This window comes from Mycobacterium sp., from assembly GCF_039583805.1.
GTDB lineage: Bacteria > Actinomycetota > Actinomycetes > Mycobacteriales > Mycobacteriaceae > Mycobacterium.
Window position 1 is genome coordinate 2,993 of record NZ_JAVKSH010000030.1, and the last position, 14,236, is coordinate 17,228.

11 protein-coding genes and 1 pseudogene are annotated in these 14,236 nt (G+C 72.0%); all 12 read left to right on the forward strand.

Going from position 1 to position 14,236, the window contains the following annotated elements; translation table 11 throughout:
* Positions 1 to 255: 255 nt before the first annotated feature.
* Positions 256 to 1,836 carry a UDP-N-acetylmuramoyl-L-alanyl-D-glutamate--2,6-diaminopimelate ligase gene (locus tag ABDW21_RS05880; protein WP_343710188.1) on the forward strand — a complete coding sequence of 527 codons (1,581 nt, stop codon included), beginning with the start codon at positions 256 to 258 and terminating at the stop codon, positions 1,834 to 1,836.
* On the forward strand, positions 1,833 to 3,356 hold the full coding sequence (murF, locus tag ABDW21_RS05885) for a UDP-N-acetylmuramoyl-tripeptide--D-alanyl-D-alanine ligase (protein ID WP_343710184.1): 1,524 nt from the start codon (positions 1,833 to 1,835) through the stop codon (positions 3,354 to 3,356). Before ABDW21_RS05880 ends, murF begins: the two co-directional genes overlap by 4 nt.
* Positions 3,353 to 4,432 carry a phospho-N-acetylmuramoyl-pentapeptide-transferase gene (gene mraY / locus ABDW21_RS05890; protein WP_343600369.1) on the forward strand — a complete coding sequence of 360 codons (1,080 nt, stop codon included), beginning with the start codon at positions 3,353 to 3,355 and terminating at the stop codon, positions 4,430 to 4,432. Before murF ends, mraY begins: the two co-directional genes overlap by 4 nt.
* A 93-nt stretch (positions 4,433 to 4,525) precedes the next feature.
* Positions 4,526 to 5,974 carry a UDP-N-acetylmuramoyl-L-alanine--D-glutamate ligase gene (murD, locus tag ABDW21_RS05895; RefSeq protein ID WP_343600368.1) on the forward strand — a complete coding sequence of 483 codons (1,449 nt, stop codon included), beginning with the start codon at positions 4,526 to 4,528 and terminating at the stop codon, positions 5,972 to 5,974.
* A gap of 96 nt (positions 5,975 to 6,070) precedes the next feature.
* Complete coding sequence (gene ftsW, locus ABDW21_RS05900) at positions 6,071 to 7,504, forward strand: putative lipid II flippase FtsW (protein ID WP_343600375.1); 1,434 nt, start codon at positions 6,071 to 6,073, stop codon at positions 7,502 to 7,504.
* Positions 7,501 to 8,664 carry an undecaprenyldiphospho-muramoylpentapeptide beta-N-acetylglucosaminyltransferase gene (murG, locus tag ABDW21_RS05905; RefSeq protein WP_343600367.1) on the forward strand — a complete coding sequence of 388 codons (1,164 nt, stop codon included), beginning with the start codon at positions 7,501 to 7,503 and terminating at the stop codon, positions 8,662 to 8,664. The genes ftsW and murG overlap by 4 nt, the downstream gene beginning before the upstream one ends.
* On the forward strand, positions 8,661 to 10,136 hold the full coding sequence (gene murC / locus ABDW21_RS05910) for a UDP-N-acetylmuramate--L-alanine ligase (RefSeq protein WP_343710185.1): 1,476 nt from the start codon (positions 8,661 to 8,663) through the stop codon (positions 10,134 to 10,136). Before murG ends, murC begins: the two co-directional genes overlap by 4 nt.
* Complete coding sequence (locus ABDW21_RS05915) at positions 10,130 to 11,107, forward strand: FtsQ-type POTRA domain-containing protein (protein WP_343600365.1); 978 nt, start codon at positions 10,130 to 10,132, stop codon at positions 11,105 to 11,107. The genes murC and ABDW21_RS05915 overlap by 7 nt, the downstream gene beginning before the upstream one ends.
* A gap of 251 nt (positions 11,108 to 11,358) precedes the next feature.
* On the forward strand, positions 11,359 to 12,498 hold the full coding sequence (ftsZ, locus tag ABDW21_RS05920; protein ID WP_343600374.1) for a cell division protein FtsZ: 1,140 nt from the start codon (positions 11,359 to 11,361) through the stop codon (positions 12,496 to 12,498).
* Positions 12,499 to 12,529: 31 nt separating this feature from the next.
* Positions 12,530 to 13,246, forward strand: a complete 717-nt coding sequence (gene pgeF / locus ABDW21_RS05925; protein WP_343710186.1) for a peptidoglycan editing factor PgeF — start codon at positions 12,530 to 12,532, stop codon at positions 13,244 to 13,246.
* Positions 13,247 to 13,253: 7 nt separating this feature from the next.
* Entirely contained in the window at positions 13,254 to 14,021 is a 768-nt protein-coding gene (locus ABDW21_RS05930; protein ID WP_343600363.1) for a YggS family pyridoxal phosphate-dependent enzyme, read from the forward strand.
* 66 nt (positions 14,022 to 14,087) lie between these two features.
* Positions 14,088 to 14,236: pseudogene (locus ABDW21_RS05935) on the forward strand (cell division protein SepF); the annotation flags it as partial.

The window sequence follows — 14,236 nt, forward strand, 5'->3', positions numbered from 1 at the left end:
TGAGCACCGGAAAATCTGTCGAGTGTGCGATTTCGTACGCGACACGCCGGCGCTGGCGTAGCAAACCGCACACTCGACGAATAGCTCTGCTCGACGCAAGCGCCGACCAGGGCTTTGCGCAATTGTCGAGCGAGCCGGGCACCTCGGGTGCCGACCGGCGCAGCCACACCTGTGGCAGGTGTGGCCAACGCGCCGTGGCCGCCCCACGATATGCACCAATGTGAGCCAAGCCGGCTGTCATGCGGCTCGGCCGCAATCGCCGCGACGCGGCCGCTCGATAGGGTGGCAGGGCCGACACAGCGGCCGACGGAGGTGATCACGGTGCTCACTGCGCTGCGCCCGAGTGTCGGGGCGGGCGTGCCGCTCTCGGCGCTGGCCGAGCAGGTCGGCGCGGTGCCGGCCGCGCGCAGTGCCGTGCCCGTCCGGCTGATCACCGGCGTAACGCTGCGGGCTCAAGAGGCGATGCCGGGCGACCTGTTCGCCGCGCTGCCCGGCGCCAGCACCCACGGCGCCGGCTACGTGACCGAGGCCGTCGAACGCGGGGCCGTCGCGGTGCTCACCGACGCGGCCGGGGTGGCGCAGGCGGCCACATCGGTACCGGTGCTGGTTCATCCCGCGCCGCGCAGCGTGCTCGGTGAGCTGGCCGCCGCCGTGTACGGCCACCCCAGCGATCGGGTCGTCGTCGTCGGGATCACCGGGACGTCGGGCAAGACCACCACCGCCTACCTGGTCGAAGCCGGTCTGCAGGCCGCCGGCCGGGTAGCGGGTCTGATCGGGACCATCGGCGTCCGCATCGACGGGACCGACATTCCCAGCGCGCTGACCACCCCGGAGGCGCCGGAGCTGCAGGCTCAGCTCGCGGTGATGGCCGAACGGGGGGTGGACACCGTGGTGATGGAGGTGTCCAGCCACGCCCTGGCCCTCGGCCGGGTGGACGGCGTGCGCTTCGCGGTCGGCGGGTTCACCAACCTGTCCCGCGACCACCTCGACTTCCATCCGAGCATGGCCGACTACTTCGAGGCCAAAGCGCGACTGTTCGACCCGGCCTCGCCGGTGCACGCCCGCGCCGCCGTGGTCTGTGTCGACGACGACGCCGGCCGCGCGATGGCCCGGCGTGCTGGCGCGGCGATCACCGTCAGCGCCGCGGGCGGCGCCGCGGACTGGCGAGCCGAAGACGCCGCCGCCGGCGCGGCCGGCCAGGAGTTCACCGCGGTCGACCCGGCCGGCGTGCACCACCGGGTGGGCATCCGCCTGCCGGGCAGCTACAACATCGCCAATTGCCTTGTGGCACTGGCTATTCTCAATAATGTCGGGGTGTCGCCGGAGCAGGCGTCGGCCGGACTGCGTGCGGCCAGTGTGCCCGGCCGGCTCGAGCAGATCGACCGTGGTCAAGATTTTCTGGCACTGGTCGACTACGCCCACAAGCCCGGTGCGCTGCAGGCGGTGCTGCACTCGCTGCGACGCCCGGACAGTCGGCTGGCGGTGGTGTTCGGTGCGGGCGGCGACCGCGATCCGGGCAAGCGCGCGCCGATGGGCGCGATCGCCGCCGAGCTGGCCGACCTGGTCGTCGTCACCGACGACAATCCCCGCGGCGAGGATCCCGCCGCCATCCGCCGCGAGATCCTCCGTGGCGCAACCGAAGCAGCGACCGGCGCGCAGCTCGTGGAGATCGGCGACCGGCGCGCGGCGATCGCCCACGCGGTCGCCTGGGCCGGGCCCGGCGACGTGGTGCTGATCACCGGCAAAGGTCACGAAACCGGGCAGAGCGGCGGCGGCCGGACCCGGCCGTTCGACGACCGGCTGGAACTGGCGGCAGCGTTGGAGGCGCGCGGGTGATCGACCTGACCGTGACCCGCATCGCCGACATCGTCGGCGGCGAGCTCGCCGGCATCTCCGCGGAGGCCGCCGCCCGGACCCATGTCACCGGCACCGTCGAATTCGACTCCCGCGCCGTCACGCCGGGCGGGTTGTTTCTGGCCCTGCCCGGCTCCCGGTCCGACGGACACGACCACGCCGCGTCGGCCGTGGCGGCCGGAGCGGTGGCGGTGCTCGCCGCCAGGCCGGTCGGAGTGCCGGCGATCGTGGTGTCGCCCGACCCGCGCGCCCCGGCCACCGCCGGAGTGCTCGAACACGACACCGACGGGTCGGGCGCGGCGGTGCTGGCCGCGCTGGCCAAGCTGGCCGCGGCGGTGGCCGCAGAGCTGGTGGCGAACGGGCTGACCATCGTCGGCGTCACCGGCTCGTCGGGCAAGACGTCGACCAAAGACCTGCTGGCCGCCGTGCTGGCCCCGCTCGGGGAGGTGGTGGCGCCGCCCGGGTCGTTCAACAACGAGCTGGGCCATCCCTGGACGGTGCTGCGCGCCACCGCCAGCACCGACTACCTGATCCTGGAGTTGTCGGCGCGTCATCGCGGCAACATCGCCGCGCTGGCGGCCGTCGCCCCGCCCGCGATCGGGGTGGTGCTCAACGTCGGCACCGCGCACCTGGGCGAGTTCGGCTCCCGGCAGGCCATCGCCGACACCAAAGCCGAACTGCCACAGTCGATTCCGGCGCAAGGAGTGGTCGTGCTGAACGTCGACGACCCTGCTGTGGCGGCGATGGCGCACAAGACCGCGGCCCGGGTGGTCAAGGTCAGCCGGAGCAGCCACACCGACGCCGGGCCCAGCGACGTCTGGGCCGGACCGGTGCGCCTCGACGAGCTGGCCCGGCCCCGCTTCACCCTGCATGCCCGCGGTGACGCCGTCGACGTCGCGCTGGCGGTGCACGGCGACCATCACGTCAGCAACGCGCTGTGCGCGGCCGCGGTCGCGCTGGAATGCGGCGCGAGCCCCGAGCAGGTCGCCGCCGCACTCGCGGGCGCCCAGCCGGTGTCGGGCCACCGCATGCGGGTGACCGCCCGCCCCGACGGCGTTACGGTGATCGACGACGCCTACAACGCCAACCCCGACTCGATGCGGGCCGGGCTGCAGGCGCTGGCCTGGATGTCCCGCGGCGCGCCCGGAAAAGAAAGACGCAGCTGGGCGGTGTTGGGCGAGATGGCCGAACTGGGCGGCGACGCGATATCCGAGCACGACCGGATCGGCCGGTTGGCGGTGCGTTTAGATGTGTCTCGACTCATTGTGGTGGGAACGGGGAGGTCTATGAGCGCCATGCACCACGGCGCGGTCATGGAGGGCTCGTGGGGATCAGAAGCTGACAAAGGGGCCGCGATGGTCGCCGACGCCGACGCCGCGCTGGCGATGTTGCGGGCCGAACTGCGGCCCGGGGACGTGGTGCTGGTCAAGGCCTCCAACAGTGCCGGGCTGCAGGCGCTGGCCGACGCGCTGCTGGCCGACGGCGAAGGCGTGACCCGATGATCCAGATCCTGATCGCCGTCGGTATCGCGCTGACGGTGTCCATCCTGCTGACCCCGATGCTGGTCCGGGTGTTCACCGCGCAGGGGTTCGGCCACGAGATCCGCGAGGACGGCCCGCCCAGCCACCAGACCAAGCGCGGCACGCCGTCGATGGGCGGGGTGGCGATCCTGGCCGGCATCTGGGCGGGCTACCTCGGCACCCACCTCGCGGGCCTGGCATTCGGCGGCGAGGGCCCGTCGGCGTCGGGTCTGCTGGTGCTGGGGCTGGCCACCGCGCTGGGCGCCGTCGGCGTCGTCGACGACCTGATCAAGATCCGGCAGGTCCGCAACCTCGGCCTGAACAAGACGGCCAAAACTGTCGGGCAGATCGCCTCGGCGGTGATATTCGGCATGCTGGCATTGCGGTTTCGCAACGCCGCCGGACTGACGCCGGGCACGGCAGCCCTGTCCTACGTGCGCGAAATCGCCACGCTCACACTGGCTCCCGCGCTGTTTGTGCTTTTCTGCGTGGTCATGGTCGCCGCCTGGTCGAACGCGGTGAACTTCACCGACGGCCTGGACGGGCTGGCCGCGGGCAGCATGGCGATGGTCAGCGCCGCCTACGTGCTGATCACCTTCTGGCAGTTCCGCAACGCGTGCGTCAGCGCGCCCGGGCTGGGCTGCTACAACGTCCGCGATCCGCTGGATCTTGCGCTCGTCGCGGCCGCGACCGCGGGCGCCTGCATCGGCTTTTTGTGGTGGAACGCCGCGCCGGCCAAGATCTTCATGGGCGACACCGGATCCCTGGCGCTGGGCGGCATCATCGCCGGGTTGTCGGTGACCAGCCGCACTGAGATCCTCGCGGTGGTGTTGGGTTCGCTGTTCGTCGCCGAGATCACCTCGGTCGTCCTGCAGATCCTGACGTTTCGCACCACCGGCCGCCGGATGTTCCGGATGGCGCCGTTCCACCACCACTTCGAGCTTGTCGGCTGGGCCGAAACCACGGTGATCATCCGGTTCTGGCTGCTCACGGCGATCAGCTGTGGCCTGGGCGTCGCGCTGTTCTACAGCGAATGGCTGGCTGCGACCGGCGGCTGAGATGACACGCGACGGCGACGATATACAGCGCAGCGATTTACAGCGCAGCGATGGGGTGCAAGCCCCGCCCGCGTGCGGGGGAGAGCGGCGCCCATGACGTCGGATCCGTTGTCGCCTGGTGCGCGCGTGCTGGTCGCGGGCGGCGGGCTCTCCGGCCGCTCGGTGCTGTCGGCGCTGGCGGCCCTGGGTGTGACGGCGACGCTGTGCGACGACGACCCGGCGGTGCGACGGTCCTACGCCGACGGCGGGGTGGCGACGCTGAGTCCGTCGGCCGCGGTGGCGCGGATCGCCGACTTCGCGCTGGTGGTCACCAGTCCCGGTTTCCGGCCGACGGCGGTGGTGCCGGCCGCCGCCGCGGCGGCCGGTGTGCCGGTCTGGGGCGACGTCGAGCTGGCCTGGCGGCTCGACAGGTCGGGCCGCTACGGTGTGCCGCGACGCTGGCTGGCCGTCACCGGCACCAACGGCAAGACGACGACCGTGTCGATGCTGCACGCCATGCTGATCGCCGCAGGCCGCAGCGCGCAGCTGTGCGGAAACATCGGCAGCCCGGTGCTGGACGCCCTGCGTGAGCCCGCCGAGCTGCTGGCCGTCGAGTTGTCCAGCTTCCAGCTGCACTGGGCGCCGTCTCTGCGGCCCGAGGCCGGCGTGGTTCTCAACGTCGCCGAGGACCATCTGGACTGGCACGCCACGATGACCGACTACGCCGCCGCCAAGGCCCGCGTGCTGGGCGGCCGGGTGGCGGTGGCCGGGCTCGACGACACCTGGGCGGCGGCGCTGCTGGCGGGTGCCGACGCGCCGGTGCGGGTGGGCTTCCGGCTCGACGAACCGGCCGCCGGCGAGCTGGGCGTGCGCGACGGCCAGCTCGTCGACCGGGCTTTCGCCCACGACCTGGTGTTGGCGGCTGCCTCGTCGATCCCGGTGCCGGGGCCGGTGGGCGTGCTGGACGCGCTGGCCGCGGCGGCGCTCGCGCGAAGCGTCGGGGTGCCCGCCGCGGCGATCGCCGCCGCGTTGGCGTCGTTCCGGCTGGCCCGGCACCGCGCCGAACGGGTGGCCGTCGTCGACCGGGTCAGCTACGTCGACGACTCCAAGGCCACCAACCCGCACGCCGCCGAGGCGTCGCTGCTCGCCTATCCGCGGGTGGTGTGGATCGCCGGCGGACTGCTCAAGGGCGCATCCATCGACGCGACGGTGGCCAGGGTGGCAAACCGGCTGGTCGGCGCGGTGCTGATCGGCCGCGACCGAGCCGAGGTTGCCGAGGCGTTATCGCGACACGCGCCCGACGTCCCCGTCGTCCAGGTTGTTACAGGCGAGGATGCTGTTATGCATGCGACTGTTGATTCATTTGTGACAAAAGTGGTTCCTGCGTCGGGTGAGCCGGTCGGTACTCGCGTGATGACCGCGGCCGTCGCCGCCGCACGAGACCTGGCCCGACCCGGCGACACCGTGCTGCTGGCACCGGCCGGTGCATCATTTGACCAGTTCAGCAGCTACGCCGACCGTGGCGACGCCTTCGCGGCCGCCGTCCACGCCGGCACCCGGTAGGCGACGGTGAACGCCGCGCTGGCCCGGTTGCTGCGCCGGGACACCACGGGTGCGCAGGGCGATGCGCCGGACGCCGCGACATCCGGCGCCCACCCCGTGGGCACCGGCCCGGCCCGGCCGCGGACCCGGTTCGGCGCCTGGCTGGGCCGGCCGATGACGTCGTTTCACCTGATCATCGCGGTGGCCGCGCTGCTGACCACGCTCGGTTTGATCATGGTGCTCTCGGCGTCCGGGGTGCGTTCCTACGACGACGACGGGTCAGCCTGGATCATCTTCGGCCGGCAGGTGCTGTGGACGGTCATCGGCCTGGTCGCGTGCTATCTCGCATTGCGGGTGCCGGTGCGGTTCATGCGCCGGACGGCGTTCTCCGGCTTCGCGGTGACCATCGTGTTGCTGGTGTTGGTACTGGTCCCCGGGATCGGCCATTACGCCAACGGATCGCGGGGCTGGTTCGTCATCGCGGGCCTCTCGATGCAGCCGTCCGAGCTAACCAAGATCGCGTTCGCGATCTGGGGCGCGCACCTGCTGGCGGCCCGCCGCATGGAGCGGGCGTCGCTGCGCGAGATGCTGATCCCGCTGGTGCCGGCCGCCGTCATCGCGCTGGCCCTCATCGTCGCCCAGCCGGACCTGGGCCAGACCGTGTCGCTGGGCATCATCTTGCTGGCGTTGCTGTGGTACGCCGGTCTGCCGCTACGGGTCTTTCTCAGCTCGCTGTTGGCGGTCATCGTGTCGGCGGCGATCCTGGCGGTGTCGGAGGGCTACCGGTCCGACCGGGTGCGGTCCTGGCTCGATCCGGCCGCCGATTCGCAGGGTTCGGGCTACCAGGCCCGGCAGGCGAAGTTCGCGCTGGCCAACGGCGGTGTGTTCGGCGACGGGCTGGGTCAGGGCACCGCCAAATGGAACTATCTGCCCAACGCCCACAACGACTTCATCTTCGCGATCCTCGGCGAGGAACTCGGCTTCATCGGCGCGTTCGGGCTGCTGGCGCTGTTCGGGCTGTTCGCCTACACCGGGATGCGGATCGCCCACCGGTCCGCCGACCCGTTCCTGCGGTTGCTGACCGCCGTCACGACGATGTGGGTGATCGGCCAGTCGTTCATCAACGTGGGTTACGTGATCGGGCTGCTGCCGGTCACCGGGATTCAGCTTCCGCTCATCTCGGCGGGTGGGACATCAACGGCAACAACACTTTTGATGGTCGGCGTGATGGCCAGCGCGGCTCGTCACGAGCCGGAGGCGGTGGCGGCGCTGCGGGCCGGGCAGAACGACCGGATGAACCGGCTGCTGCGGCTGCCGTTGCCGGTGCCCTACGTGCCGACCCGGGTGGAGGCGCTGCGCGACCGAATGCGTGACCGACCGCAGGACCGGCCGCGCCGCGTCCCGCCGGCCGCCCGAGCCGGCCGGCCGGCGCGGGCGCAGGCGGCGGCTCGCCCGGTTCGCCGCGCGGGGCATCATGGAGGCGGAGCGCACCACGCCGGCCGGCGACACGGCGGGCGCGGTCGCGCACTGGAAGGTCAGCGCTACGGGTGAACGGCAAGGTCACGAAGCCGACCGGAGGCTCCTCGGTGTCCGTGGTGCTGGCCGGTGGTGGGACCGCGGGGCACGTCGAGCCCGCCATGGCCGTCGCCGACGCGCTGGTGGCGCTGGATTCTCAGATCCGCATCACCGCGCTGGGCACCAGCCGGGGTCTGGAAACCACTCTGGTGCCCGAGCGCGGCTATCGACTCGAGCTGATCACGCCGGTGCCGTTGCCCCGCAAGCTCAACGGCGACCTGATCCGCTTGCCGGTGCGGGTGCTGCGCGCGGTCCGGCAGACCCGCGCGGTGCTCGCCGACGTCGACGCCGACGTGGTGGTCGGCTTCGGCGGGTACGTGGCGCTGCCGGCGTACCTGGCGGCATGCCGCCGTCTTCCGGTGGTGATCCACGAGGCCAACGCCCGCGCCGGGCTGGCCAACCGGATCGGCGCCCGCCGCGCCGAGCGGGTCCTCTCGGCGGTGCCCGGCGTCGGCCTTCCGCACGCCGAGGTGGTCGGCGTGCCGGTGCGGGCGGCAATCGGCTCGCTGGACCGCGCGGCACTGCGGGCGGAGGCGCGCGCCCACTTCGGCTTCGCCGACGACGCGCGGGTGCTGCTGGTGTTCGGCGGTTCGCAGGGCGCCGTGTCCATCAACCGGGCGGTCGCCGCCGCCGCCGCGGATCTGGCGGCCGCCGGAGTGGCGGTGCTGCACGCGCACGGCGCCAAGAACACCCTCGAGCTGCGCAGCCCGAAACCCGGCGACCCGCCGTACGTGGCGGTGCCCTACCTGGACCGGATGGATCTCGCGTACGCCGCCGCCGACCTGGCGATCTGCCGCTCCGGCGCGATGACGGTCGCCGAGGTGTCGGCCGTCGGGCTGCCCGCCGTCTACGTGCCGCTGCCGATCGGCAACGGCGAGCAACGGATCAACGCGCTGCCGGTGGTCGACGCCGGGGGCGGCCTGATCGTCGCCGACGCCGATCTGACGCCAGGTTTCGTGGCGCGAGAGGTCGCCGGGCTGCTGGGTGACGCGCCGCGGCTGGCGGCGATGACGGCGGCCGCGGCGCGAGTCGGGCACCGGGACGCCGCACGCCAGGTGGCGATCGTCGCGCTGGACCTGGCGAAACGGGCGCGCGCAGCGCGCGGCGGGAAGCACGCGGGCGGGGCGCGACGATGAGTCCCGAGCCGCTGCCGCCCGAATTGCGCCGGGTGCACATGGTCGGCATCGGGGGAGCGGGCATGTCCGGTATCGCGCGCATCCTGCTCGACCGCGGCGGGCTGGTCTCGGGATCCGACGCCAAGGAGTCGCGCGGTGTGCGGGCGCTGCGGGCGCGCGGCGCGCTGATCCGGATCGGCCACGACCCGTCGTCGCTGGACCTGCTGCCCGGCGGTGCGACCGCGGTGATCACCACCCATGCCGCGATCCCGAAAACCAATCCCGAACTGGTCGAGGCCCGCCGGCGCGGCATCCCCGTGCTGCTGCGGCCCGCGGTGCTGGCCACGTTGATGGCGGGCCGCACCACGCTGATGGTCACCGGCACGCACGGCAAGACCTCGACGACGTCGATGCTGATCGTGGCGCTGCAGCACTGCGGCAGGGATCCGTCGTTCGCGGTCGGCGGTGAGCTGGGTGAGGCCGGCACCAACGCCCACCACGGCAGCGGCGACTGTTTCGTGGCCGAGGCGGACGAAAGCGACGGCTCGCTGTTGGAGTACACGCCCGACGTCGCGGTGGTGACCAACGTCGAGTCCGACCACCTGGATTTCTTCGGCAGCGCCGAGGCCTACACCGCGGTGTTCGACTCGTTCGTGGAGCGGCTGGCCCCCGGCGGGGCGCTGGTGGTCTGCGTCGACGACCGGGGAGCCGCGGCGCTGGCGGAACGCACTGCGGCGCTGGGGATCCGGGTGCTGCGCTACGGCTCCGCCGCGTCCGCGCAGCCGGCGGACGAGTTGGCCGGCGCGCTGCAGTCCTGGGAGCAGCAGGGCACCGGCGCGGTAGCGCAGATCCAGTTGGCCGGCGAACCGGGCCCGCGGGTGATGCGGCTGTCGGTGCCGGGCCGGCACATGGCGCTCAACGCGCTGGGCGCGTTGCTCGCGGCCATCGACATCGGCGCGCCGGCCGAAGCGGTGCTCGACGGGCTGGCGGGGTTCGAAGGCGTCCGTCGCCGGTTCGAGTTGGTCGGCGCGGCGGGATCGGTGCGGGTGTTCGACGACTACGCCCACCACCCGACCGAGATCAGTGCCACGCTGGCCGCTGTGCGCACCCTGCTGCAGCAGCAGAGTGGACGCGGTCGGTCCGTCGCGGTTTTCCAGCCGCACCTGTATTCGCGGACGAAGGCTTTCGCCGCAGAGTTCGGCCGGGCGCTGGACGCTGCCGACGAGGTCTTCGTGCTCGACGTCTACGGTGCGCGTGAACAACCCCTTCCCGGCGTGAGCGGGGCCGGCGTCGCCGAGCGCGTCGGCGTCCCGGTGCACTACGTGCCGGACTTCTCCGCGGTCGCCGACGCGGTGGCCGAGGTGGCCGGGCCGGGAGACGTCGTCGTCACTCTGGGCGCGGGCGACGTGACGATGCTCGGCCCGGAGATCCTGACCGCGCTGCGGGCCCGGGCTACGCGCGGCGCACCGGGCCGGCCGGGGGTGCTGTGGTGACCGAGGCCGACGGCGCCGCGACGGGCGAGGCGGCCACCGAACCGGTCGCCGTGCCGGGCGAAGCGGCCACTGAACCGGTCGCCGCCACGCCGGACGCCGGGCGGCGTGACGAGGATGCACGCGTCGAAACAGCGAAAGATGAAGCCGACCAATTGGTTCCAGTCGAGGGCCCGCGCATGCGGGCGCGCCGGGAACGAGCCGAGCGCCGTGCCGCGCAGGCCCGGGCCACGGCCATCGAGCTGGCGCGCCGCGAGGCCAAGCGCCGCAGTCAGGGGCCGGCGGCGCCGCAGCCCGCTGCGCGTGGCGCGATCCGGGGTGTGAAGACGGCGCTCGTCAGCATGGCGCTGGCGGCCGGCACCGTTGCACTTGGCCTGATCCTGTACTTCACGCCGGTGATGTCCGTGCGCGCCGTCGTCGTCACCGGAACCGGGACGGTGACGCGCGAGGAGGTCCTCGACGTCGCCCGGGTCCGGCCCGGCACGCCGCTGTTGCAGGTCGACACCGCCGGGGTCGCCGACCGGGTGGCAGCTATCCGCCGGGTGGCGAGCGCGCGGGTGCAGCGGCACTACCCGTCGGCGCTGAGGATCACGATCGTCGAGCGAATCCCATTGGCGGTCAAGGATCTTCCCGACGGTCCGCATCTCTACGACCGTGACGGCGTCGACTTCGCAACCGCCCCGCCGCCGCCGGCGGTTCCCTACATCGACGTCGAGAACCCGGCTCCCGACGATCCGGCGACCAAGGCCGCGCTGGAGGTGTTGACCGCGCTGCGACCCGAGGTGACCGGCCTGGTCGGCCGGATCGCGGCCCCGTCGCCGGCGTCGATCACCCTGACGCTCGTCGACGGGCGGACGGTGATCTGGGGGACCACCGATCGCACCGGGGAGAAAGCGGAGAAGCTGGCGGCGCTGCTGACCCAGCCCGGGCGGACCTACGACGTGTCCAGCCCGGATCTTCCCACCGTGAAATAGCCCGTGAAATAGCCCGGCCGCGTCGTCGAGATTGCGTCCGGGGTCGTGCATTCGCGCGAATCGGCCGAAAATTGCCTGCCCTGCATCGGCGCGCCTGCACCGATAGCCGGTGTGGTCGTCCTACCGTTCGGGGTGCGTGAAACTACTTGACATAACTCTAAGCCTCTGGTTGAGGTTGAGGGTTTGCGGCAGATAGCGCACGAGGCCCGAGTCGCAGGCTCGCCAGTCCCCCAGGGAGGAAGACAGACATGATGACCCCCCCGCACAACTACCTGGCCGTCATCAAAGTCGTGGGCATCGGCGGTGGCGGAGTCAACGCCGTCAACCGGATGATCGAGCAGGGCCTCAAGGGCGTGGAGTTCATCGCCATCAACACCGACGCGCAAGCGCTGTTGATGAGCGACGCCGACGTCAAGCTCGACGTCGGGCGCGAATCCACCCGCGGGCTGGGCGCCGGAGCGGACCCGGAGGTCGGCCGCAAGGCCGCCGACGACGCCAAGGACGAGATCGAGGAGCTGCTACGCGGCGCCGACATGGTGTTCGTCACCGCCGGCGAAGGCGGCGGGACCGGCACCGGCGGGGCGCCCGTCGTCGCGACCATCGCCCGCAAGCTGGGGGCGTTGACGGTCGGGGTGGTGACCCGGCCGTTCTCGTTCGAGGGCAAGCGGCGCAGCCAGCAGGCCGAGAACGGCATCGCCGCGCTGCGCGAGAGCTGCGACACCCTGATCGTGATCCCCAACGACCGTCTGTTGCAGATGGGCGACGCCGCGGTGTCGTTGATGGACGCCTTCCGCAGTGCCGACGAGGTGCTGCTCAACGGGGTACAGGGCATCACCGACCTGATCACCACCCCGGGATTGATCAACGTCGACTTCGCCGACGTCAAGGGCATCATGAACGGCGCCGGCACCGCGCTGATGGGTATCGGCTCGGCCCGCGGCGAGGGCCGAGCGCTCAAGGCCGCCGAGATCGCGATCAACTCGCCGCTGCTGGAAGCCTCGATGGAAGGCGCCCAGGGTGTGCTGATGTCGATTGCCGGCGGTAGCGACCTGGGCCTGTTCGAGATCAACGAGGCGGCCTCACTGGTGCAGGAAGCCGCCCACGCCGAGGCCAACATCATCTTCGGGACCGTCATCGACGATTCGCTGGGCGACGAGGTGCGGGTGACGGTGATCGCCGCCGGCTTCGACGCCAGCGGGCCCGGGCGAAAGCCGTTCATCGGCGGCTCCGGCGCCCAGACCATCGCGCCAGCCACGGCGGGCAGGGTCACCTCGACGCTGTTCGAGCCGGCCGACGCCGTCAGCGTGTCGTTGCCCACCAACGGCTCCACGCTCGACATCGGCGGCGGCGAGGACGAGGACGTCGACGTGCCGCCCTTCATGCGGCGCTGACCCCCGCCGAGAGAGGTCGGATACTGGGCGGGTGAGTGTTCGCGTCCGCCGCGTGACGACCACCCGCGCGGGCGGCGTCTCAGCGCCGCCGTACGACACCTTCAACCTCGGCGACCACGTCGGCGACCAGCCCGCCGCGGTGGCGGCCAACCGGTCCCGGCTGACCGCGGCGATCGGTCTGGGCGCCGACCGGGTGGTGTGGATGAACCAGGTGCACGGCGATCGCGTCGGGGTGGTCGACGCGCCGCACCCTGCCGCCGTCGGCGGCAGGGTGGGCACCGACGCCCTGGTGACCGGCACACCGCGCCTCGCACTGGCGGTGCTGACCGCCGACTGTGTGCCGGTGTTGCTGGCCGACGCACGCGCCGGTGTGGTCGCGGCGGTGCACGCCGGGCGCGTCGGCGCCCAACGAGGCGTGGTGGCCCGCGCGGTCGAGGCCATGCTGGCCCTCGGCGCGCACCCCGGCGACATCTCGGCACTGCTCGGCCCGGCGGTCAGCGGCCGCAACTACGAGGTGCCCGCGGCGATGGCCGCCGAGGTGGAGGCCGCGCTGCCGGGCAGCAGGACCACCACCGCGGCGGGCACACCCGGGCTGGACCTGCGCGCTGGAATCGCCTGCCAGCTCGCGAGTTTGGGTGTCACCGCCATCGACGTCGACCCGCGGTGCACGGTCGACGACTCCCGCCTGTTCAGTCATCGCCGGGACACCCTGACCGGCCGGTCGGCCTCGGTGGTGTGGATGGAATGAGCCGGGTTTGACGCACGAGGCGGTCACCCTTTCCCCCCAGCGGGAATCCGAACTGGCGGACGCCCTGACGGCGCTACGGCTACGGCTCGCGGCGGCCGCCGAGGCCGCCGGCCGCGACGTCGCCGACATCGAGCTGGTGGCGGTCACCAAGTTCTTCCCGGTGACCGACGTGGCGATCCTGTCGCGGCTGGGGTGCCACGCCGTCGGCGAATCCCGCGACCAGGAGGCGTCGGCCAAGGTGGATGCGCTCGCGGAGATGCTGGGGCCGACGGCGCGGCGCGTGGACTGGCACATGGTGGGCCAGGTCCAGCGCAACAAGGCCCGCTCGCTGGCCCGCTGGGCGCACACCGTCCACTCGGTCAGCGACAGCCGGGTGGTCCGATCGCTCGACCGGGCGGTGTCGGCCGCGCTCACCGAAGGCAGCCGGCAGCATCGGCTGCGGGTCTACGTCCAGGCCAGCCTCGACGGCGACGAGTCGCGCGGCGGCGTCGACATCGCCGAACCCGGTGCGCTCGACGACATCTGCGCGCAGGTCGGAGCTTCTCCCGGCCTGGAATTGGTCGGGCTGATGGGGATCCCCCCGCTGGACTGGGATCCGGAGGCCGCGTTCGCGCGCCTGCACTCCGAGCAGCAACGAATACGCGCGGCGCATCCGACTGCGGCGGGATTGTCGGCGGGTATGTCCGACGACATCGAGGCCGCGGTGAAACATGGTTCGACATGTGTGCGTGTCGGTACCGCGCTCTTGGGCCGCAGACCGCTACGGTCTCGGTAATTAATAACTCCAGTCACATCTTCATCGCAGACACCGACTCTCCAGTCAGCCCAGAAGGGGTCACAGATGAGCACACTGCACAAGGTCAAGGCCTACTTCGGTATGGCTCCGATGGAGGACTACGACGACGAGTACTACGAGGCTCCGGCGCGTAACGGCTACCCACGTTCGCGCTACGACGACGGCTATGGTCGTCTCGAGGGTCGTCTCGAGGG

Excerpts from the sequence above, each read along its gene's own strand:
- mraY (WP_343600369.1), top strand. The coding sequence starts at position 3,353 with ATGATCCAGATCCTGATCGCCGTCGGTATCGCGCTGACGGTGTCCATC.
- murD (WP_343600368.1), top strand. The coding sequence starts at position 4,526 with ATGACGTCGGATCCGTTGTCGCCTGGTGCGCGCGTGCTGGTCGCGGGC.
- murC (WP_343710185.1), top strand. The coding sequence starts at position 8,661 with ATGAGTCCCGAGCCGCTGCCGCCCGAATTGCGCCGGGTGCACATGGTC.
- ftsZ (WP_343600374.1), top strand. The coding sequence starts at position 11,359 with ATGACCCCCCCGCACAACTACCTGGCCGTCATCAAAGTCGTGGGCATC.